Genomic DNA, 21,314 nt, shown 5'->3' on the forward strand with positions numbered 1-21,314 from the left:
GATGATATCCGTCAGCCGATATGCGCTTTGTAGCCGGCTTCATCCATGAGGCCGGAAAGCTGGGCCTTGTCGGCAAGCTTCATCTTCCACAGCCAGCCGTCGCCGGTCGCTGCCGAGTTCACCAGAGCGGGCTCCCCGGAAAGCGCGTCGTTCACGGCGGTGATCTCGCCGTCTGCCGGCGCATAGACGTCGGATGCCGCCTTGACCGATTCCACGACGACCGCGGTGTCGCCCTTCTTCAGCGCCCGTCCGACCTCCGGCAATTCGACGAAGACGAGGTCGCCGAGCTGTTCCTGCGCGTAGTCGGTGATGCCGACGGTGGCGATGTCGCCCTCGACACGCAGCCATTCGTGGTCCTCGGTGTAGTAGACGTCAGCCATGGAAAATCATCCTTTGCGATAGCGGTGCTGCGTGAAGGGAAGCGAATGGACGTCGACGGGGATCTTCGTCCCGCGAACGTCGGCGAAGAAGCGCGTGCCGGGTTTTGCCTGATCGGCCGGTACGTAGCCCATGGCGACGGGATGGCCGGCAGACGGTCCGAAGCCGCCCGAGGTGACGACGCCGGCATAGTTTCCACCAGAATCGAAAAGCTCGGCCCCGCCGCGCACCGGCTGGCGGCCTTCTGGCTTCAGGCCGACGCGCTTCAGCGCTGGACCGGCCTCGATGATCCTTCGCAAGGCATCGGCTCCGGCGAAGTCGCCTCCTGCCCGCATCGCCTTGGGAATCGCCCACAGGAGACCCGCCGAAATCGGATCATAGCGCTGCGTGATGTCCTGCCCATGCAGGCAGAGCCCGGCCTCGAGCCGGAGGCTGTCCCGCGCGGCGAGCCCGATCCACATCACCCGCTCGTCGGCCAGCAGTCCGGCGGCGAGTGCGCGCGCTTCGGCTGCCGGCAAGCCGATCTCGAAGCCGTCTTCGCCGGTATAGCCGGAGCGGCTCATGAACCAGCCGGGCTTCGGTTCCGTGCCTGTCATGAATTTCAGCGTTGCCACCGGCAGACCGGCCTCGGTCGCCACCGCTTCGGCATCCGGGCCTTGCAGCGCCAGGAACACGCGGTCGAGGGGATCGACGCCGACATCGAGACCTGCCGCCAACGCGGTCAGGTGAGCGACGTCGACGCTTGCGTTTCCGGCATTGGCGACGACCATGAAACGCGAGGCGGACAGCTTCGTCACGATCAGGTCGTCGATGATCCCCGCCTGCTCGTTGAGCAGGAAGGTGTATTTCGATTGCCCCGGCTCCAGCGCGTCGACCTCGATCGGGCAGGCGCGCTCCAGCAACTCGCCGGCGTCGGGACCCGAAACGACGACGAGTTTCATATGCGAAATGTCGAAGAGGCCGGCGTGGGCGCGGGTATGAAGGTGCTCCTTCATTACGCCCGCTGGGTAGGTCAGGGGCATGGACCATCCGGCGAATCCGCCGAACTTCGCGCCTGCCGCGACATGCAGATCTTCGAGGGGGAGGTGGTTCAGTTCGGCGTCGGTCAATCAATCCTCCAGAAAAGCACGCAACACCGCGCGAAGCGGCGATTTCGTGCCCCTCTGTCGGAAGCCTGAGAGACTCGCGCAACCGGAACCCTGTCGGCGGCGCTTACACCTTCGGCGCGGGGCTTTTGGCCCCGACTTTCCAGAGTGTCGTGTCCGGTGGCGGTTCTTTTGCCTGAGAGATTTCGGGCGATTTCCCCTTCGGCGGCAGCTTCGCTGCTCTCTCCCGCAAACCGGCCGGGCCTGAGCCCTCGACGTCTGATTCACTAGCTTATCCTGCAACCATTGTCATCCCCCGGGGTGGCGATCCGAAAGAAATCGATAACCAAGCCGCTTTGCCGAATATCAAAGCCCGTCTGCTAGAGGTCGATCACGGACGGGGGACAAATGATGAGCGACACAGGATTGCAGGGAACGATCGCGGCGATCGCAGCGACAGGGACCATCACGCCGGACGACGTGCTCGTCCTGCGACGGCTGGTCTATGGCGACGGGCTTTCCAGCCGTTCCGATGTCGAAAGCCTGTTCGAGCTCGACGCGGCATGCGGCGCGAAATGCGAAGACTGGGTGGACTTCTTCATCGAGGCGGTCACCGACCATCTCGTCCATCAGGAAAAGCCGCATGGCCACATCTCCGGCGAAAACGCCGCCTGGCTGGTCGGCATGATCTCGCGCGACGGCGTCGTGGACAGTCTGACCGAACTGGAGATGCTGATCCGCGTGCTCGAAAAGGCGAAGTCTTCGCCCGAGCAGCTTTCCGCCTACGCCGTGGGGCAGGTGGGGCTGGCGGTGGTCGAGGGCAGCGGGCCACTCGCGCGCCGCCGCCATCTGCAGCCGGGCGTTATCGACAGCGCCGAGGTCGAACTGCTGCGCCGCATCCTGTTCGCCTTCGGTGGCGACGGCAACATCGCCATCACCCGGGCCGAGGCGGACGTGCTGTTGAAGATCAACGATCGCACTGCGGAAGCCGGGAACGATCCGGCCTGGAACGAGCTTTTCGTGCAGGCGATTGCCAACTTCGTGCTGGCTGCATCGGGCTACGAGCCGCCGAGCCGGCAGGAAGCCCTGCGGCGCGAGGCCTTCCTGGACTCCGGCGGCGACGGCATCGGCGGCTTCTTCAGCCGCATGGTTTCGGGCGGACTGGCCGGCATCATCGAAGCGTACGAGCAGCCTTCGGACACCGAACTCGGCTGGGCCGAGATCAACCGGAAGCGGGAGGAAAGCTTCGCCCGCATCGACGAAAACGAAGCCAGATGGCTGGCGGAGAAGTTCGGCGGCAACCGCGAATTGCATGAGAACGAGCGCGCCGTGCTCGCCTTCATCAAGCAGCATGCGCGCGTCGTCCATCCGGATCTCAAGCCGCTTCTCGACAAGGTCGCCTGAGCACGCAGCCGGTTCAGTTCCCGAGCGTCACGGCGAGATTCACGGCGGCAGCCACGATGATCGCGTTGAAGAAGAACGAAACGATGCCGTGGACGAGCACTTCGCCTCGCATCGCCGAGGAGGAGATGGCCGTGTCCGCGGTCTGCGCCGTCATGCCGATCGTCGCCGCGAAGTAGAGGAAATCCAGGCCGTTCGGCAGCGCCTTGCCGGAAAATTCGAGGCCGCCGGCAGGTTTCATGCCTTTTGCCACTTCCGCGGCGCTGTCGTCGCGAACCCAGTAGCGATGGGCGTAGTGCACGGCGGCCATGGCCTGGATGGTGAACCAGCCGAGCGGAATGGACGCGAGCGCGAAGACGAGTTCCATCGTGTCGGGGCTCTGCCTGGCGTTCATCAGCACGAACAGGCTGCCGACCGCCACCACGACGATCATCAGCGTGACGCCGAAAATCAGGAACACCGGCAGATCCGCGTTGCGCGCATGTGTATGCAGATATTTGGGCGTCATTTTCGGCAACTGGCTGAGAACGAGGCCCGAATAGACGAGAAAGAAGAGATTGGCCGATACGGTGGCGGGCAACGGGATGGACAGCGCGAGAGCTACGGTCAGGCCGATAAGCCCTGCGGCGGCGGCGAGGAAGAAGTTCGTATGTCGGTTGACGAAACCGATCATGCCGGCCGTTCCTTCGCCGCGTTCAATGCGCGCCGGCAAAGACGGTCAAGCTCCGACAGGAACCGCGAGCGATCGGCGGCGGCGAAACTGGCATTGTAGCCCTTGCTCTCGCCGGTCTCGCGAAGATGCTGCTGAAAATCGCGCATCGCCAGCGCCATGCCGATGGTCTCCGGCGTAAACTGTCGGCCGGTAGGACCGAGCACATGAGCGTCGAGCACCACGGTGCGGGCGGCCAAAGGTATATCCGCCGTCACCACGATGTCGTTGGCCGCCGCGTTTTCGGCGATCCAGTCATCGGCGGCGTCGGCTCCTTTCGACACGACCACGTTGCGGATCATCGGATCGCGGGACGGCCGCAATCCGCCGTTCGAGACGAAGGTCACCGCAAGCCCGTGTCGCTGCGCGACCTTGACGACCTCGTCCTTCACCGGACAGGCGTCCGCATCGACATAGATGGAAGGCCGATTCGTGAGTGCGTCGTCTGGTTGCATGGTCTCAGATAGCGCAGTTTGGAGCCTCCGGCGATGCTTCGCCGATCAGGCGTCGGTGGATTCGGAACGTTGACCGGGCCGCCAGCTTACGGGCCGCGTGCATCAGTTATCGTTGCCACGCCTGCTTTCGCATCTGGCTCATTGAAGTGTCGGGAAAACGGGCGATCCTCGGGCCGCTCGTAAAGTTAGCAATGTGCGATCCTCGGATCGCCCGTTCGGCATTCTTCCGGATCAACGCGGCTGTCGCCTGGAGGTCTCGGCTCCCTTTCGGGAACCGAAGGGCCTGACCAACGGCTTGACCCGTTGACCGTCCGCGCCGCCGCATTGCCGAACGGCGCAGGCTGCGACAAAGCAGACCCTTTCCGTGCACATCCGGCCGCCACCCGCGGGACACGTTCCCCTGCGACCAACGGCGCCGGCCCATCTCCGCGCAATCACCGTCATGACCGGCGTTCCCGCGAGAAGGACGAGGGGATTATGGCGCGGGATGGGCGAACGGGGAGAAGATCGGGGGGAGGATTCGTGGAAGTGTCTGATGTTGCTGGAGGAAAGTTTTGAAAGGCGGCGGATTTGTCCCCGCGTCCGACGCGACATCCGCCGACGTCTCTTCTTCTCCCCTTGTGGGAGAAGGGAGCGCGCTTTTCGCCCGGCGTCTCATCCGTCCGTAGCGTTCAGGCATGGATCCTATGGTCGCGCTTCGCTTCGCCGCGCTTGCCATAGGATGACGAAGGGAGGACGGCCTCGGGCCGAGGATGGCGAAAGAGGCAGTCCCCGCCGGCCTGTCTTTTCCTGCTGCGACATGAGATGATGGCGCATGACGGAAGGTCCGCGTGTTTAGTCGCGGCCGGACGAGACAGGCAGGCGGGGGCGTTTCATGACCGAACCACATCCGCTCGATATTCCGGAGAAGCGCTGGCGCGTGGTCCGGCTGCTGCTGATCTTTTCGCCAGTCATGTTCGTCGGCTGCTATCTGCTCGCACTGGCGCAGGGCGCCGAGCCGCGCTTCTGCCTGCTGATCGCCGCCGTGGGCGCAGCCATGTGCCTCGCCACCGCATTGGTCATCCATATCATGGGTTCAAAATCGTGGATGGCGCTGGTGGCCGTGAAGCTGGCACTGCTGCTGGTAAAACGCTGAGCAGACGCAAGGGACGGGCGCAGCCATCGGGATGGCCGTCGGTTTCGGCGGCGATGTTATCTCCCCACTAGCCCTGCCGCTCGACGCTGGCCGCCGCCTTGCGGCATGTACGCCGTCGACCCCAAACATCGGGTTAGGACCGATGGCGCAAGGCCGCCTTGCCGAATCCATCCAAGCCATCGGCGGCAAGCTCAACCCTTCCGCCAGATAACGGGCTTGCGCATGCCGCACGGTTGCTCCAGCCGTGCCGGCCGAGTAGGGCCAGTCATGATTTCGGATTAGCGACCGCGCCATTTGCAATCATACTCGGCTCATCGTCGCGGTCGATCCGAAGCGGCAAGAGGACAGATCAATGCCCGCGAAGCCTGAAGTCACCGGCTTTTTCGATCCGCGCACGTCGTCGATCCAGTATGTCGTCGCAGATCCGGAGACAGGCAAATGTGCCGTCATCGACCCGGTGCTCGACTATGACGAGAAATCCGGCGCCACGGCGACCATCCATGCCGACGAGATACTGCGCTCAATCGCCGACAAGGGATATGCGGTGGAATGGATACTCGACACCCATCCCCATGCCGACCATTTCTCGGCTGCCGCCTATCTCAAGGAAAGGACCGGCGCGCCGACGGCCATCGGCGAGAAGGTGACCGAGGTCCAGAAACTCTGGAAGGATTTTTACAACTGGCCCGACTTCCCGGCCGACGGTTCGCAATGGGACAGGCTGTTCGCCGATGGCGAGACATTCAAAATTGGCAGCCTCGCGGCCAGGGTGATGCTCTCGCCCGGCCACACGCTCGCTTCGATAACCTATGTCGTCGGCGACGCCGCCTTCGTCCACGACACGCTGTTCATGCCTGACTCCGGCACGGCGCGCGCCGACTTCCCGGGCGGCAGCGCCAGGGTGCTGTGGAAGTCGATCCAGGATATTCTCGCGCTGCCCGATGAAACGCGCGTCTTCACAGGCCACGACTATCAGCCCGGCGGCCGCGCGCCGATGTGGGAATCCACCGTCGCCGGGCAGAAGACGACGAACACCCATATGGCGACGTGCAGGAACGAGGCCGAATTCGTGGCCATGCGCGAGGCGCGCGACAGGACGCTTCCCATGCCGAAGCTGATCCTGCACGCGCTGCAGGTCAACACCAACGGGGGGAGGTTGCCCGAACCCGAAGCGAACGGCAGGCGCTATCTCAAGATCCCGCTTGACCTGCTCAGGGCCGCCTGGGACTGACCGGCACCGCACGAGACTGCCTCAGGCGCAGGCTGATGGGCGCGGCAATCCGACATGCGGACCATATGTCTACATGAGTGTATTCATAAGAGGATTGTGAGCTGCAATCCGCGGGCCTACTATCGCGACGCGGATGATGGAATTGATGGAAGTCGACCAGAGCCTATGGGAAAGCACAAGACAACGGCGTCGCGAAAGGGGGCTGGAAGGGCTGCTGACAGCGTCGAGAAAGTATACGAGGCCATCAAGGATCTCGCGGTCGATTATCGCTTCAAGCCCGGCGAGCGGATCAATGAGGTTGAGCTCGCCGCTGGCCTCGGGGTTTCCCGCACTCCTGTCCGTGAGGCCCTGAACAGGCTCGTCCGCGACGGCTTCATGACCTTCGTGCCGAATCGCGGATTCTATGCGCGGGACATTACGCCGGAAGGCGTGCAGGAACTTTACGAATTGCGCGCAGCGATCGAGCGCGCTGCGTTCAAGCTAGCATGCGAGCGCGGAACGGATGCGGATATCGCAGACGTGATCGCCATCTGGGATGACAACAGCGAGCTGGCTTCCTCCGCCGACTGGGAGAAAGTGGCGGAAGCCGACGAGGACTTTCACACCGCGGTCGTGAGGCTGTCGAAGAATGCACCCATGCTCAACGCGGTGGAAGGCATCAATTCGCTCATCAGGTTCTTCCGCCGCATCGATCTGGAAAGCAGCCGGCGGCGAAGCGGCCTCTATGACGAGCACGCGGCGATCATCGATTGCCTGCGGCGCAGGGACGGCGAGAGGGGAGGCGAGTTCCTGGAGCGCCACATCACGCTGAGCTCGGCCCATGCCGTGGAAGTGGCGAAGGAAGGATTGGCCCGGATCTTTTTCGGTCGTCCGAACTGACCGGCGGCCTCAGGCTTTGCCGTCCTTGAGCCGGTGCCAGCCATGAATCCGGTTGGCGACCTGCACGGCAATGGGATGGAACGGTATCGGCTTCATGTTCGTGACGGGAAGGGGCATCTGCGCGTCGGTGCGCCGTCCGGCGGCCCAGCGGCCGATTTCCTGGCCGAGCGACATTGCCAGCGCGACGCCGCGTCCCGAATAGACGCCGCCGAAAACCAGGCCGGGCGCGAGGCGGTAGAGGCGCGGACGGCGATCCGGGACGACCGCGAAGGTCCCGCTCCAGTATTCCGCTATCCGGGGCGCGGAGCCTCCGAACGCCGAAAAGGCCTTTCCGAGCATGGTCGAGACCTTGGCGTTGCCGCGATCCGCTTCGTCGAACCAGAAGGTATGCGTGCCGCCGCTGACGAGGCGGTTGTCGCAATCGTAGTGGAAGTAGCGCATGTCGTTGCGCATGTCCGACACGGCGGGATTGCCCACGAGGATCTTCGCGCGAAGCTGTTCCGGCAGCGGATCGGTCGCGGCCTGGAATACCTTCATCGGGATCAGCGTGCGCTTCAGACCGGGCCAGATGTCGCCGGTCAGGGCGTTTGTGGCAAGAATCACTTCCCGCGCGGTCACGCTGCCATTCGCGGTCATGACGCGCCACTCGTCTCCGGCTCGCTCGATCCCGGCCGCACGCGAGTTCTCGAATACGCGCACACCTTCCCGTTCCAGCGCGGCGGCAAGGCCGGTCGTCATGGCGAAGGGGTTTATGTGGCCGGAATTGTGGACTTTCCAGCCGCCAAGATACGGGCTGCCGATGATGTCGGTCACGCCGGCGCGGTCGAGCCATGAAACGGCTGCGCCGAAAGCCTTCCATTCCTCGTAGAACGTTCGCGCGCGCGCCAGTGTGGTTTCCGTGTGCGCGGGTTGAAGCCAGCCTTCCTGAACCTGATGCGCGTCGATGCCGAAACGCTGCATCAGGCCGAAGGCGACCCCCGCTGCGTCCGCGACGAGGCGGTTGTAGCGTTCGCCGACCGTCTTGCCGTACGCAGCCTCGAATTCCGAGGGCGAGGCCTTGGAATGGTGGGAGATCACGAGCCCGTTGTTGCGGCCGGATGCCGCCGACCCGATCTCGTTGCCTTCGAGGAGAATCACGTTCATGCCGCTGTCGCGGGCGCCGAGGGCCGCGGCGAGCCCGGTGAAGCCGCCGCCGACGACGAGCACATCCGCAGTCAGGTCGCCTTGCAGGGCAGGCGCCGTGGCGCGGGCAGCGACCGTCTTGCGCCAAAGATGCGGCGTCTTCCAGTCGACTTCAAACATGCAGCGTTTCCTCGGTCGGGCCGCCGAGATAGTGATCGCTCAGCGCCGAATGCTCGGCCATCTGCTGCGCCAGTCCATGGAGGCGTATGCGGCCGGTATTGAGAAGGTAGGCGTAATCGCCGCATTCCAGCGCCAGCTGGACGTTCTGCTCGACCAGAAGGATGGATATGCCGCTGGTCGAAAGGTCGAGGATGATGCGGAAAATCTGATGCACCACCTTCGGCGCCAGTCCGAGGGAGGGTTCGTCGAGCATCAGAAGCTTCGGCTCGGCCATCAGCGCGCGTCCGATGGCAAGCATCTGCTGCTGTCCGCCCGACATCCGGCTCGCCATGCCGTTGCGGCGTTCCTTGAGCACGGGAAACAGGTCGAAAACCTCGGTGCGTAGAGCTTCGAAGCTCTTGCCGGCCCTGCCGATATGGGCCGCCACCAGATTTTCCTCGACCGTCAGGCGCTGAAAGATCTGCCTGCCCTCGGGGCAGTGGGTCAACCCCATCCGCACGACCTGCTCGGGACGTGCGCCGGTTATGTCGCGCCCCTCGAAATAGATGTTGCCGGCGGTCGGACGCGCGACTCCCGAAACGGAGTTCAGGAGCGTGGTCTTGCCGGCGCCGTTCGGTCCCAGGATGACGACGATCTCCTGAGGATCAACCTCAAGGTCGATATTCTCAAGAACGCTGACGTGTCCGTATCCCGAGCTGAGACCGTCGAGCTTCAGCAGCGGCCCGGATTTCATCGGTGTCATTGGCGGTCCCCAGATAGGCAAGTTGCACATCGGTGCTCGACTGCACCTCGGCCGGCGTTCCTTGGAAGAGCAGTTTCCCGTGATGCAGGACGACGATGCGGTCGCAGAGCGTCATCACGAGGTCCATATCGTGTTCGACGACGATCATTACGCGTTCGGGTGAGCGCAATTCGGTGAGTTTTGCGGTGAGCTCGGCCGTTTCGTGATGATTGAGGCCGGCCGCGGGTTCGTCAAGCAGCAGGACGCGCGGCTTCATCACCAGCGCCCGGGCAATCTCCAGCATCCGCTGGCGGCCGTAGGGCAGACTGCCCGCTTCCGAATCGGCATAGCCCTGCAGGTTGAAGAAGCGCAGGATCTCCATGCAGGCTTCGCGGCGCTGGGCCTTGCGGGCCTTGCTGTAGGGCGGCCAGACGACCTCCTTCCAGGTATTGCCCGCGTCTGTCGGATAGTAGCAGACCTCCAGATTCTCGAGCGCCGTCATCTGGTCGAAGAGGCGGATGTTCTGATAGGTGCGCGCGACGCCGGAGTTCGCGATCTCGTATTTCTTCAGACCGCTCAGGCGCTGGTCGTCGAGGAGGATCGAGCCGGCCGAGACGGTGTACGAACCGGCGGTCATGTTGATCAGCGTCGACTTTCCCGCGCCGTTCGGACCGATGACGCCGTAGATGAGGCCCGGTCTGAACTCGACCGACACGTCGTCGATGGCGACATTGGCTCCGTATTGCTTGCGCAGGTTCTGGAAGACGAGCGTCATTTGCCCAGCAGCCTCCGGAAGAGTTCACCGGGGCCGAAGTTGCGGGTCACGAGCCCCCCCGGGCGGATGATGATCAGCACGATCATCAGAAGCCCGAGGAACAGGATGCGCCATTCGGCGAACTCGCGCAGCACTTCCGGGAGCAGGATGAGGATGGCCGCTCCGGCGACTATGCCCAGAATGTTGCCGATGCCGCCGATCACGATCATCAGGACGATCAGCACGGATTCCTGCAACGTGAAGCTTTCGGGACTCACGAAGCGCTGGGACGCCGCGAAGATGACGCCGGCGATCGAGCCGATCGTGGCCGAAGTCGCGAAGGCTGCGAGCTTCGCGCGGGTGGTGTTGATACCGATGCCGCGCGCCGCGTCCTGGTCCTCGCGGATCGCGGCCCATGCCTTGCCCAGGATGGAATGCTCCAGGCGCCAGACGATCACAGCCGCCAGCACCACCACCACCAGAAGCAGCCAGTAGATCTCCACCGGACGCGCGAATTCGATGCCGGCGATCGACGCCTTGTCGAGCCGGGCTATGCCCTGCGGTCCGCCGGTCAGCCAATCCATGTTGTTGATGACGATGCGGATGATCTCGCCGAAGCCGAGCGTCACGATCGCAAGGTAATCACCGCGCAGTTTCAGCACTGGTATGCCGAGGAGGATGCCGGTGATCATGCCCGCCAGCGCCGCGATCACGACGATCAGCAGGAAAGGCAGGTGAAGGTCGAGCTGCGGACTGGCCAGCAGGCCGTATGTGTAGGCCCCGACGGCGTAGAAGGCGACGAAGCCGAGATCGAGCAATCCGGCATAGCCGATGACGATATTGAGGCCGATGCCGAGGAGAATGTAGATCAGCAGGCCGTTGACGACGCGAATATAGTAGTTCGGCAGGAAGGGCGTGGCGATCAGCAGCGCGATCGCGACGGCGACGCAGAGAAACGGTAGAAGCCGTCCGCCGCGCGGCGTCGCCCTGGCTATCGTCTCGACGGCCGACATCAGAACTCCCTCTTGTAGACCATGCTCTCCTCGGAGACCGGCTCGCCGAGAATGCCGGCAGGCCTGACGAGAAGCACGAGGATGAGGATGGCGAACGCGAACACATCGCGATATTCGGTGCCTATCACGCCGCCGGAAAGGGCGGGAAGAAAAGCGGTCGCGGCGACCTCGACGAATGCGAGGATGTAGGCGCCGAGCATCGCGCCGGGGATCGAGCCGATGCCGCCGAGGATGGCGGCGGTGAACGCCTTGAGCCCGATGACGGCGCCCATTGTCGGCGTCATGATGCCGTAGTAGCTCGCATAGAGGATGCCGCCGGCGGCGCCGAGCAGCGGACCGGAGAAGAACACCATCGAGATCGCCAGATTGACGTTGATGCCGAGCAGCTGGGCGGTGGGCCGGCTTTCCGACACCGCACGCACGATGATGCCGATCTTGCTGCGGTTGACGAGGGTATAGAGCGCGAACATGAGCACGAAGGCGGCGACCAGGATGCCAATCTGCACCGAGGTGACCGTTCCGCCGAAGACATTGTAGCGCGTGGCCGGGAAGAAGTTGGGAAAGGCCACGGGCTGCGGTCCGGCCAGTATCTGCACGCCCGTGACCAGCGAAAGCGAAACGCCCAGCGAGGAAAGCATGGGCGCCAGACGCGTGGACGAGCGCAGCGGCTTGTAGGCCAGCCGCTCGATCCCGACGCCGACGAAGCCGATGGCGATCACGGCGATGAAGAAAGTCAGCGTGAACGCCAGCGCGCCGGCCGTTCCGATGTCGCCGACAAGCACCGCGAGGACGAGGAAGGCGGCATAGGCGCCGAGCATGAACATCTCGCCATGGGCGAAATTTATCATGCGCAGCACGCCATAGACCATGGTGTAGCCGAGAGCGATCAGCGCGTATATCGAGCCGATCGTCAGTGCATTGACCGTCTGTTGAATGAAGGTTCCAAGCATAGGACCTATCCTTTGATCCGGGTCACGGCTCGCAGATCATGGGAAGTAGGAGTGCACGGCCGACAGGCGACGGCAAGTGCAATAAGTGGTCACGCAAATGCGTGCCGACGGATGCCGGCCGGCGACAGGTCGCCGACCGGCTCCAGAGCTTATTTCTGCCCGATCAGGACGAAGTTCTTGCCTTCGACCTTGTAGAGATAGGACGGCGCGACCTTGAGCTCGCCGGTCTCGTCGAATTCCAGCTCGCCCACCGCGGTCTTCACCTTGACCGCATGCAGCGCGTCGTTGATCTCCTCGCGGCTGTAACCCTTCGTCGTCTTCAGGACCTCTTCCAGGATCTGGCCCTGGACATAACCGTAGATCGAGTAGGGGCCGGCTTCCTCACCGAACTTTTCCTTGTAGAGCTTGGCGAACTCGGCGATGTCCGGCGAAGCATCCATCGGAGGGACCTGAATGGCCACGAGCGAACCCTGGACGTTCGCCTCGCCGGCCTGGTTGATAAAGTCCGGCGTGTAGCCGCCGTCCGGAACGAGCAGCGTCGCCTTGACGCCCTGCTCGTGCAGCTGCTTCGCGAACAGCGAAAGCTGCGGCATCACCGCGCCGAGGTAGATCACGTCCGGCGACTTGGTCTTGATCTGGGCAAGGACCGCGGTGAAGTCGACGTCGGTCGGCGCGACCGACAGCGTGTCCAGCACCTGGCCGCCGCCCTCGGTGAAGTTCTTGCCGAAAATCTCGGAAATGCCCTGACCGAAGACCTGCTTGTCGTTGACGATCACGGCGGTTTTCGCGCCGAGCTCCTTCAGCGCGTATTCTGCAGGCAGAAGGGCTCCGGCGAGGTCGTTCGCCACGGGGCGCACCATGAACTTGTATCCTTGCTGGGTCAGCGAAGGATTGGAGCCGAAGGTCATGGTCGGCAGCGAGCAATCCTCGTAGATCGGAAGGGTCGACTGGGCGACGCCGGAATTGAAGTTCACGAGACCGATGACGACGGATTCGTCGTCGCAGAACTTCTGGGCGACGAGAGTGCCTTCACGCGGGTCAGCCTTGTCGTCCTGCTGGTTGTACTTGACGGTCACGCCATTGGCGCCGCCCTCGGCGTTCAACTTGTCCCAGTACAGCATGAAGCCCTTGTGCCAGGTCGTGCCAAAGTACGCCTGGGGACCGGAAATCGGCCCTGCGATTCCAATGGTGATTTCTTCGGCCAGTGCAGGCGTGGCGAGCAGCGATGCGCCGAGACAGAGCGAGGCGACGAACTTCATGTGTTTCCCCTGTGTTTGATCAAGCGTCGGACAGGGTCGGCCGTCAGGTCTCCTGCCCGTCAGGCCATCGAAGCAGACTATCGAAGCTGCGTCAAGAAGTGTCGACACTTTTGCGTTCAATTCGCTTGCCGCCGGCACCCTGCCTGTCGAATACAGCATTGCGGCGACTTGCCGGGTCGCGGCTCGGAGCGAACACTTTCAGCAACGCATCCTTGAGCGCCTGTTGCGTGGCAGAAACGGTCATCTCGATGTGCTCGCGCAGAAGTTCGCTTCCCTTTTCCGCGTCCCGTCTCCTGGCGGCCTCGACGATCGCCGAATGAGAATCGATCTGGAACAGATTATGGGTGCGGTGCTCGATCTGAATCCGGCGAATGAAGCGGATGCGCGCATTGATCGCCAGGAGCTGATTGACCAGTTCCGAATTGCCGGAAAGCTCGGCAATCAGAAGATGAAATCCTTCGTCCTGGGCCAGTATCGTATCGGCGGGCTGGTCCCGGTAGCCGTCGACGATCGCTTCCCAATAAGCGCTCAGCCGGGCGAGCTGCTGGTCGTCGGCGCGTTTGCACATGAGCTTGAAGGCAGCGCATTCTATCACCGAGCGAAGCTCGTAGAGATCGAGAAGCCCCTCGGTGGAGAGGCTGCGCACGAAGAAGCCTCTATTCGGCGTCAGCGACACGAACCCTTCCGAGGCAAGCCGGTTTAACGCCTCGCGAATCGGCGTGCGGGAGATTCCGAGCTTGCGGGAGAGCTGCAACTCGTTGATGCGTTCCTCGGGCTTCAGCTTGAATTCCACGAGAAGCTTGCGGATGGTGTTGTACGCCCGCTCGCTGCTGTCGGCGGCCCGCCTGATCTCGACGTCGGCAGATGGAAGGCTGTCAGCGTTGTCCGCTGTTTCGGATCGTTCGGTCATGCTGCCTCTGGAGCGGTTCTGCGACATGTTTGTCGAGAGCCCAATATGCACTCTTCTCATTGAAGTCTACGAGGGTACAAACATCAAACGACTCTGGCGTTTGGCCATATGTAGGGAGCCTCGCGGGTGAAACTTGGAATTCTGGGCGTCGGGCATCTGGCCGAGAGCATCATCCACGGACTTCTGCGTTCGGGAACGGCGCCGGCGGATATCGTGCTTTCGCCGCGCGGCAAGGCGGCCTCGCTCGCCGAAAGGCACGGCCTGCGGCTCGCGGCCGACAACGAGGCCCTGGTCGAGGCGGCGGACGTGCTGATCCTCGCCGTGCGCCCTGCGGACGCTCCCGCCGCGGTTGCGGGTCTTCCATGGCGGGATCGCCAGATCGTGATCTCGGTCTGCGCCGGCGTGCCGCTCGCCGACCTCGACGTTGCGCCGGCGCGCGCCGTCAGGGCAATGCCGCTGACGGCGGCGGAGATCGGGGCGAGCCCCACGCCCTACTTCCCGGATATAGCGGAGGCTGCGGCCGTCATCGGCGGCTTCGGCTTCGCCATCCCGCTTGCCAGCGAGGCGGAGTTCGAGGTGGCGACGGTCAGCGCCGCCGTCTATGGCTGGGCGCAGGATCTCATCAGGCGGACGGCCGACTGGTCCGCCGGCGAGGGCGCCGGGGCGGCCACCATGCGCCAACTCGTGGCGCTGACCTTCGTCGCGGCCGGACGCTTGATGGCGGAGAAGCCGGAGCCGATGGAGCGCCTGCTCGCGGATCTCGTCACGCCGGGGGGCATTACGGAACTCGGTCTCGACGTACTCGCGAAGGGGAGGCAACCGGAAGCCTGGCAGGCGGCGTGCGAGGCTGTCCACCAGCGCCTCACGGCCCGGGGTTGATGTCGCCGACCGCACGTCACCGCTCCGGCGCAGCCGGGTAGGTATGGCCGCCGGCAGCCTGCTCGGTGGGCGAAAGGATCAGTTCCGCGACATCGACGTGTTCGGGGAGATTCAGGGCCGCCACGAGCACGGCCGCAATATCTACGGGCCGCAGCGGCCGCTGGTGCGCGTACATCCGCTCCCGCAACGCGTCGCGGTTGCCGTCGAACGCCTTGAGATAGAATTCCGTCTCCACGCGTCCGGGCGCGATCTCGGTGAGCCTTACGCCAGTGCCCGCAAGATCGTAGCGCAGGACACGCCCGGCTTGCGAAAGGCCGGCTTTGGCCGCGGCATAAGTCGTGGTGGCGGGAAAGACCGCGCCTGCTGTGGTGCTGGTCAGGTTGAAGATATGGCCGCGCCTGCGTGCCACCATGCCAGGCAGAAAGGCGCGGATGAGCTGAAGCGGCGCCGTCAGGTTGAGCGCGACGACTTCCGCGGTTTCCTCGGCCGTCTGCTCGTGCAGCGGCTTTACGGAAGCAAGGCCGCCGGCATTGTTGACCAGCACGTCGATTTCCTGCCCGGCGAGCTTGCCGGCGATCGCCGCATGGTCTCGCACGTCGGCTGGAAGCGGCAGCAGGCGGGGGCCGAGCCTGTCGGCCACGCTCTCAAGCACGGCCTTGTCCCGCGCGAGGGCGTATACCGTCAGCCCTTCATTGACGAGCGCTTCGGCGATGGCGGCGCCGATGCCCTTAGAGGCCCCTGTAACGAGCGCAGTTCGGTATTGCATCGGGCAGGTCCCTTGTCGGCGGGTCAATACGCTCCGTGACGATTGACGGTCCGCAATATTTCAACCAGACCGGCCTCGCGCGCCTCGCGCAGGCTGTCCTGCGTGCGGCCCGCGACGGCTTCCGCCGTGGAGGCGGTCACTGCATGGATGGTCGGCGCGTCGAGGCGCGCGTCGAGCAGCGTGTCCCAGATCGCCTGATAGGTCGGCCCGTACTTGCGAAGAAAATCCTCCATGCCGGCTGCGTTCAGCTGGTTGGAGATGAAGGACCCTTGCAAGGCCCATTTCGGGCCAGGGCCATACATGAACGCGCGGTCGACATCCTCCACCGATGCAACCCCGTCGCGGACGAGGGCGATCGCCTCGCGCCACATCGCGCCCATCAGGCGAAGGGCAAGATGCCCGGTGATCTCGCGATTGAGTATCACGGGCTTCTTGCCGATGGCTTCGTAGACCTCACGCGCCGTCGCCAGCGCCTGCGGGTCGGTCGCCTTGCCGCCGACGATCTCGACCAGCGGCATGATATGGGCCGGGTTGAAAGGATGGCCGAGCACGATCCGCCCGGGGAACCGGCATTCCGTCTGCATCTCGGAAACGATCAGCGCGGATGACGAGGAGGCGATGACGGTTCGGTCGCTCACATGCGACTCGATCTCGGCGAGCAGCCGGCGCTTGACGGCGATGTCCTCCGGGCCGCTTTCCTGCACGAAGCCGACGCCGGAAAGCGCTTCCGCCATGGTCGGGAAGAGCTCGATCGCTCCGGGAGCGGCGGAAGGGCCGGCGAGTGCATCGAGATCGGCCATCAGTTGAGGCAGCGTTTCCCTGAAGGCCGCATCGCGTCCGCTCGGATCGTAGGCCCGCACGTCATGTCCGGCATGCGAGAAGGCGGCCGCCCAGCGCTGTCCGATCACCCCGAAGCCGACGATCCCGATCAGGAGCTTGCCCACTGGATTTCTCCTTCAGTCCAAAGCCTGGCGAAAAGCCTCGTTGAGGTCGTTCCACGGAATGAGCAGATCCAGCCAGGCGCCGATGCGTCCGGCGACGAGAATCGCCTCGTCGATCAGAGGGTCGAAGCCCAGGGATGGATCCTCCATCGCCGCCGAGAAGCGGAACAGAACGGCGGAGGTGTCCTCCATATGGCAGAAGTCCCGCAGGCGGGTGGCCGTCTTGTCCAGAACGATAGCCGCGGTCTGGCGCAGCACCGTCTCGTCGCGCTGCGCACGCGCGGCACGAAGCCACCACAGCAATTCGTGGAGGACCCGGGCCTCGGATTCGGCCACGAAGACCGGGCCGGCGGGATGCATGATGGCGCGCGAGACCGTCAGGCGCGTGATGTCGTCGGGGCATTTCTCCCACAACGCCTTGCGTGCTTCGACGAGGGGAGCGGGCAGGGGCGAGGACGGAGCATGCGCCGGCGTCCCGGCATCGACGACGGCGAGCTCTCCGGTCAATGTGCGGCGACCGGTATCGCGCTTCAGCGTGGCGGCAAGAGCGGCAATGCCTTCCACCGGCGCCTCGAGCTGGCCGAGAACCGTGATCTCGGCATTCTCCGCCTGCAGCGGCGCAAAGGTGATCTCTAGGAACTGCCGGACGGGCCAGTAGATGAATGCACCGGCCTTGGCTGCGAGGACATGCGTTGCGCCCTCGACATCCTCCACGAACGGCGCATGCCAGTAGATGTGGCTGCCCGCGATCTTCGGCGTGTGCAACTGGAGCGCCATAGGCAGCGCGGACAGGAGCGCGCGCTGCGTGCGCTCCGCCTTGCCGGAGAGCCGGATAGGCCATGTCTGGCCTTCGGCCGAAAGGGTGAGATGCATTCTTATTTTTCCGGATTGAAGAAGGAGACGGGTTTGAGGATCTGGTTGCGCATGTCCAGCAGATAGTCCGTCTCGATGACCTTGCGTCGATAGCCCTGCCATTCGGGATCGGCTTCCATGCGATCGCGCCGTGCCTCGCGGTCGGCAAGGCTCTCGTATTTCCAGAGATGCACCGTGCGGGAAAGGTCGCCGATATGGGTCTGGAAGAAGCCGAACGGCTCACCGAGATAATGGCGCTGCATCGGCAGGCCGACCTCCTCGTAGAGCTTGAGGAAATGCGGCAGCATATTGGGGCGGGCGGTATAGGTGCGGTGATCGAAGATCATGTCTTGCTCCTGTCTTTCACGCTTCGGGAATACGGCACCAGCCCGCCACGAATGCGATCACGGTCCCGCGCTTCTCACGGTTTCCGCGATCAGCCGGGCGGCGAGCGCGGGCACTTCCAGTTGCGGCACGTGACCGACGCCGTCGAGCATGTGCACGGCCACGAAGCCCGGCGCCATCGCCGCGTGGCTCAAGGATGCGACGCGATCCGCGCGGCCCCAGACGAGCCGGGTCGGGACGTTGAGCGCCGCGAGCGCCTCGCCGAGGTTGAAGCCCTGCGTGCCACCGGGGAACAGGCTGTCGGCCATGAGCCTGAGCGTCGCGGCGTTGCCCGCGCGCCGAAGTTGTCGATACGCCGCCGCCGCGTACCCGTCCGGCAGAGCGGAGCGGTTTGCCACCATGAAGCCAAGCCACTGATCCAGCGCTTCCGCGTTGGCGGAACCGGTCAGGCCGGCGATGAAGCCGCCATGGATGTCGGGACCGAGGCCGCCCGGAGCAAACAGCGTCATCGAGCGCACGGCGACCCGGCCGATCGCTGCAAGCTGGAGCGCGGCCGCACCGCCCAACGAATGGCCGACGAGATGGGCGCGTGCGATGCCGAGCGCGTCGAGCCGGTCGGAGAGAGCCAGAGCCAAATCCTCGATGCTGGCAGCAGGGGAGGCGGCTTCGGAGCCATGGCCCGGCAGGTCGAGAGCGACCGTCTCCATGTCGGCAGGCAAAAGCGGCAGGACCTGCCGCCACGCCGTGCGATCTGCCGCGAAGCCATGCAGCAGCACCACCGGGTCCGCCTGACGGGATTGGCGCGCCGGTGAAACGGAGGCGGCGGGATGCGCGCCCCGCGTCTCCTGAACAGGCCGGGACGCCGTTCTGGCGCGATCGGCGAGCGCGGCCTTGACGTCCCGCTGCTTGATGCGGCCGCGGGGGCCGGTTCCGTGAACGCCGGATAGATCGAGCCCTTCGGCGCGCGCAATGCGGCGGGCAAGGGGGCTTGCCACCACCCGTTGGGCTTGGCTGCCGCTGGCGTTGCCGGATGAGACCGCGCCGGCCTGCGATGCGCCGGCATTCTCGTCAGCGACGGCCGCTGCTGCGTGGGCCGCTTCGCCCGCGACGTCCGTCCGGGTATCGGACAGCGTGCCGAGGACGGCTCCCACCGGCGCTTCCGTTCCCTCCGGAAAAAGTATTTCGGCGAGCCAGCCGTCGCGGTCCGCTTCGATTTCCGTAGCCGCCTTTGCGGTTTCCACCGTGACGAGCAGATCGCCGGTCTTCACCCTGTCCCCGGGTCTGGCCGCCCAGGCAAGGATCAGCACCGACTCCATATATTCGCCGCCGGCGCTTTCGATCGTGATCGGATGGGTCGCCATGGCCGCCGCCTCCGTCACTTCAGCGTCGCGAGCGCGGCGGCACGGATTTTCTCGCCGTTCGGCAGCATGGCCGTTTCCAGCGGTTCGGAATAGGGAATGGGCATGTCCGGCAGCGTGACGCGCGCGACCGGCGCATCCAGTTCGTCGAACGCATGATCCATGATGGTCGCGGAAAGCTCGGCGGCATAGCCGCAGAAGCGCCATCCCTCGTTGACGACCACGGCGTGATGCGTCCTGGCGATCGACTCCACGATGGCGCCCACGTCGAGCGGGCGCAGCGACCGCAGGTCGATCACCTCGGCGGAGACGCCATCGGCTGCCAGCAACTCAGCCGCCTTTGTCGCCTCCAGCACCATCTTCGACGTCGCGAAGATCGAGATGTCGGTCCCCTCGCGCACGGTCCTCGCCTTGCCGAGCGGCACGACGACATCGCCTTCGGGCACCTCGCCGCGTTGATTGTACAGCAGCTTGTGCTCGAGGAAGATGACCGGCTGGTCGTCGCGGATGGCCGCCTTCAGCATACCCTTCGCGTCCGCCGGCGTGGACGGCGCGACGACCTTGATGCCCGGAATATGGGCGAGCATGGAATCGAGGGTCTTCGAGTGCTGCGCGCCGGCGCCAGCGCCGCCGCCGCCCTGCGTGCGCAGAACGAAAGGCATCCTCACCCCGCCGTTCCAGATGTAATTGTAGATCGAGGCCTGGTTGACGAGCGCATCCAGCGTCAGCGGGATGAAGTCCGCATACATGATCTCGAGGACGGGGCGCGTGCCGGTCATCGCCGCGCTCACGGCCATGGCGGTGAGCGCCTGTTCGGAGATAGGCGTGTCACGGACCCGCGTCTCGCCGAATTCCTCCATCAGCCCCTTCGTCACCTTGAAGACGCCGCCATAGCGGCCGATGTCCTCGCCGAAGACGAACACGGACGGATCGGCCAGCATTTCCTCCCTGAGCGCGGCGTTGAGCGCTTCCGCATATCGCATCAGAGCCATGTCAGTGGAACTCGCTGTAGGGATTGCTGGGCTCGTCTATGGCGAAAACGGGCATGGGATCGGCGAGAGCCAGCGCAAACGCCTCGTCGACTTCCGCCTTTGCGTCACGCTCGACTTCTGCAAGACGAGCCTCGCCGACCGCGTCGATGAGCGCATTTCGGGAGACGACGAGCGGATCGCGCGCCCGCCATGCCGCTATGTCCTCGGGCTTCTGGTAGCCGCCCATGTCGGATGTGGAGAATCCTTCGAGGCGATAGGTCTTGCATTCCACCATGCCCGGACCTTCGCCGCGCCGCGCCCGGTCAACCATCGCCCCGACGGCCCGGTACACGGCCACGGCGTCGTTGCCGTCGACGATCTCGGATGGAATGCCGTAGCCGGCCGCACGGATGGAAAGATCGGGCACCGGTGACTGGACTTCAGTAGGGACGGTCAGGCCAAACTGGTTGTGCTCCAGCACGAACACCACCGGCAGCTTCCAGAGGCCCGCCATGTTCATCGCCTCGTGGCAGATGCCGGTCTGCGCGGCGCCGTCGCCGAACACGCACATGGCGACGTTCTTCTGTCCGAGAACCTGCATGGAGAGGGCCATGCCGGTCGCAGCCGGGATGCCCGCGCCGACGATGGCGTTGCCGCCAATGACGCCCTTGTCCGTATCGGCGATCAGCATATGCCCAGCGCGTCCGCCGCAGGCGCCGGTCGCGCGTCCGAAGATCTCGGCGATGACCGGCCGCATCGTCATGCCCTTGCCGATATAGACGGCATGTCCGCGATGGGTCGTGGCGACCTTGTCTTCCGCCTCCAAGACCGCCGTGGAGGCGACCCCCACTGCTTCCTGCCCATCGCAACGGTGGATCGGCCCGCGTGTGCGGCCTTCCTTGTGAAGCGCGCCAAGACCCTCTTCGAGATGCCTGACCAGCAGCATTCTGCGGTAGATTTCAAGGTGTTCCTCGGTCGAGGGCGTATTTCTCACCAGCGCCTCCAAAATGCACCATGTAT

22 protein-coding genes, 1 pseudogene and 1 riboswitch are annotated in these 21,314 nt (G+C 64.4%); of the genes and pseudogenes, 5 read left to right on the plus strand and 18 right to left on the minus strand.

Features of this window, described 5'->3' with window-relative positions; translation table 11 throughout:
* Positions 1–11: 11 nt before the first annotated feature.
* Both gcvH and gcvT read right to left on the minus strand, forming a co-directional pair.
* Positions 12–380, minus strand: a complete 369-nt coding sequence (gcvH, locus tag M9955_19280; GenBank protein MCO5083786.1) for a glycine cleavage system protein GcvH — start codon at positions 378–380, stop codon at positions 12–14.
* Positions 381–386: 6 nt separating this feature from the next.
* Positions 387–1,487: a glycine cleavage system aminomethyltransferase GcvT gene (gcvT, locus tag M9955_19285; GenBank protein ID MCO5083787.1), complete on the minus strand. Its 1,101-nt coding sequence runs from the start codon at positions 1,485–1,487 to the stop codon at positions 387–389.
* A gap of 150 nt (positions 1,488–1,637) precedes the next feature.
* Positions 1,638–1,723, minus strand: a riboswitch (glycine riboswitch).
* 148 nt (positions 1,724–1,871) lie between these two features.
* On the opposite strand from gcvT, the gene M9955_19290 reads away from it, so the two are divergent.
* Positions 1,872–2,867, plus strand: coding sequence for a hypothetical protein (locus M9955_19290; protein ID MCO5083788.1), 996 nt, complete (start codon positions 1,872–1,874; stop codon positions 2,865–2,867).
* A 13-nt stretch (positions 2,868–2,880) separates the two neighbouring features.
* Here M9955_19290 and M9955_19295 read toward each other — a convergent pair whose 3' ends face one another.
* Positions 2,881–3,537: a DUF1345 domain-containing protein gene (locus M9955_19295; GenBank protein MCO5083789.1), complete on the minus strand. Its 657-nt coding sequence runs from the start codon at positions 3,535–3,537 to the stop codon at positions 2,881–2,883.
* Positions 3,534–4,028, minus strand: coding sequence for a YaiI/YqxD family protein (locus M9955_19300; protein ID MCO5083790.1), 495 nt, complete (start codon positions 4,026–4,028; stop codon positions 3,534–3,536). The genes M9955_19295 and M9955_19300 overlap by 4 nt, the downstream gene beginning before the upstream one ends.
* 874 nt (positions 4,029–4,902) lie before the next feature.
* On the opposite strand from M9955_19300, the gene M9955_19305 reads away from it, so the two are divergent.
* The 3 genes from M9955_19305 (at position 4,903) to M9955_19315 (ending at position 7,273) form a co-directional block, all read left to right on the plus strand.
* The gene (locus M9955_19305) at positions 4,903–5,163 is read left to right on the plus strand and encodes a hypothetical protein (GenBank protein MCO5083791.1); all 261 of its coding nucleotides are present in this window, start codon (positions 4,903–4,905) and stop codon (positions 5,161–5,163) included.
* Positions 5,164–5,515: 352 nt separating this feature from the next.
* Entirely contained in the window at positions 5,516–6,394 is an 879-nt protein-coding gene (locus tag M9955_19310; GenBank protein ID MCO5083792.1) for an MBL fold metallo-hydrolase, read from the plus strand.
* Between the two features lie 165 nt (positions 6,395–6,559).
* Positions 6,560–7,273 carry a GntR family transcriptional regulator gene (locus tag M9955_19315; GenBank protein MCO5083793.1) on the plus strand — a complete coding sequence of 238 codons (714 nt, stop codon included), beginning with the start codon at positions 6,560–6,562 and terminating at the stop codon, positions 7,271–7,273.
* Between the two features lie 9 nt (positions 7,274–7,282).
* Here the strand turns inward: M9955_19315 and M9955_19320 are convergent.
* The 7 genes and pseudogenes from M9955_19320 to M9955_19350 form a co-directional block, all read right to left on the minus strand.
* A pseudogene (locus M9955_19320) lies at positions 7,283–8,488 on the minus strand (FAD-binding oxidoreductase).
* 79 nt (positions 8,489–8,567) lie between these two features.
* On the minus strand, positions 8,568–9,317 hold the full coding sequence (locus tag M9955_19325; GenBank protein MCO5083794.1) for an ABC transporter ATP-binding protein: 750 nt from the start codon (positions 9,315–9,317) through the stop codon (positions 8,568–8,570).
* Positions 9,241–10,071, minus strand: a complete 831-nt coding sequence (locus M9955_19330) for an ABC transporter ATP-binding protein (GenBank protein ID MCO5083795.1) — start codon at positions 10,069–10,071, stop codon at positions 9,241–9,243. Before M9955_19330 ends, M9955_19325 begins: the two co-directional genes overlap by 77 nt.
* Positions 10,068–11,063, minus strand: a complete 996-nt coding sequence (locus M9955_19335) for a branched-chain amino acid ABC transporter permease (GenBank protein MCO5083796.1) — start codon at positions 11,061–11,063, stop codon at positions 10,068–10,070. Before M9955_19335 ends, M9955_19330 begins: the two co-directional genes overlap by 4 nt.
* Positions 11,063–12,013: a branched-chain amino acid ABC transporter permease gene (locus M9955_19340; protein ID MCO5083797.1), complete on the minus strand. Its 951-nt coding sequence runs from the start codon at positions 12,011–12,013 to the stop codon at positions 11,063–11,065. Before M9955_19340 ends, M9955_19335 begins: the two co-directional genes overlap by 1 nt.
* Before the next feature lie 149 nt (positions 12,014–12,162).
* The gene (locus tag M9955_19345) at positions 12,163–13,272 is read right to left on the minus strand and encodes a branched-chain amino acid ABC transporter substrate-binding protein (protein ID MCO5083798.1); all 1,110 of its coding nucleotides are present in this window, start codon (positions 13,270–13,272) and stop codon (positions 12,163–12,165) included.
* A gap of 91 nt (positions 13,273–13,363) precedes the next feature.
* Positions 13,364–14,209 carry a GntR family transcriptional regulator gene (locus tag M9955_19350; GenBank protein ID MCO5083799.1) on the minus strand — a complete coding sequence of 282 codons (846 nt, stop codon included), beginning with the start codon at positions 14,207–14,209 and terminating at the stop codon, positions 13,364–13,366.
* 99 nt (positions 14,210–14,308) lie between these two features.
* On the opposite strand from M9955_19350, the gene M9955_19355 reads away from it, so the two are divergent.
* Positions 14,309–15,061 (plus strand): NAD(P)-binding domain-containing protein, encoded by a 753-nt coding sequence (locus tag M9955_19355; GenBank protein ID MCO5083800.1) that lies wholly within the window; start codon positions 14,309–14,311, stop codon positions 15,059–15,061.
* 16 nt (positions 15,062–15,077) lie between these two features.
* Here M9955_19355 and M9955_19360 read toward each other — a convergent pair whose 3' ends face one another.
* The 7 genes from M9955_19360 to M9955_19390 are packed head-to-tail and all read right to left on the minus strand — an operon-like array spanning position 15,078 to position 21,288.
* Positions 15,078–15,827, minus strand: a complete 750-nt coding sequence (locus M9955_19360; GenBank protein MCO5083801.1) for an SDR family oxidoreductase — start codon at positions 15,825–15,827, stop codon at positions 15,078–15,080.
* Positions 15,828–15,850: 23 nt separating this feature from the next.
* Positions 15,851–16,771 (minus strand): 3-hydroxyacyl-CoA dehydrogenase NAD-binding domain-containing protein, encoded by a 921-nt coding sequence (locus M9955_19365; protein MCO5083802.1) that lies wholly within the window; start codon positions 16,769–16,771, stop codon positions 15,851–15,853.
* A 12-nt stretch (positions 16,772–16,783) separates the two neighbouring features.
* Positions 16,784–17,641 carry a hypothetical protein gene (locus M9955_19370; protein ID MCO5083803.1) on the minus strand — a complete coding sequence of 286 codons (858 nt, stop codon included), beginning with the start codon at positions 17,639–17,641 and terminating at the stop codon, positions 16,784–16,786.
* 2 nt (positions 17,642–17,643) lie between these two features.
* Positions 17,644–17,967, minus strand: a complete 324-nt coding sequence (locus M9955_19375) for an NIPSNAP family protein (GenBank protein MCO5083804.1) — start codon at positions 17,965–17,967, stop codon at positions 17,644–17,646.
* 57 nt (positions 17,968–18,024) lie between these two features.
* Positions 18,025–19,326 (minus strand): alpha/beta fold hydrolase, encoded by a 1,302-nt coding sequence (locus tag M9955_19380; GenBank protein ID MCO5083805.1) that lies wholly within the window; start codon positions 19,324–19,326, stop codon positions 18,025–18,027.
* Between the two features lie 14 nt (positions 19,327–19,340).
* Complete coding sequence (locus M9955_19385) at positions 19,341–20,315, minus strand: alpha-ketoacid dehydrogenase subunit beta (protein MCO5083806.1); 975 nt, start codon at positions 20,313–20,315, stop codon at positions 19,341–19,343.
* A gap of 1 nt (position 20,316) precedes the next feature.
* Positions 20,317–21,288 (minus strand): thiamine pyrophosphate-dependent dehydrogenase E1 component subunit alpha, encoded by a 972-nt coding sequence (locus tag M9955_19390; protein ID MCO5083807.1) that lies wholly within the window; start codon positions 21,286–21,288, stop codon positions 20,317–20,319.
* Positions 21,289–21,314 lie beyond the last annotated feature (26 nt).

It is taken from the genome of Rhizobiaceae bacterium (assembly GCA_023953845.1).
Classification (GTDB): Bacteria; Pseudomonadota; Alphaproteobacteria; order Rhizobiales; family Rhizobiaceae; genus Arvimicrobium.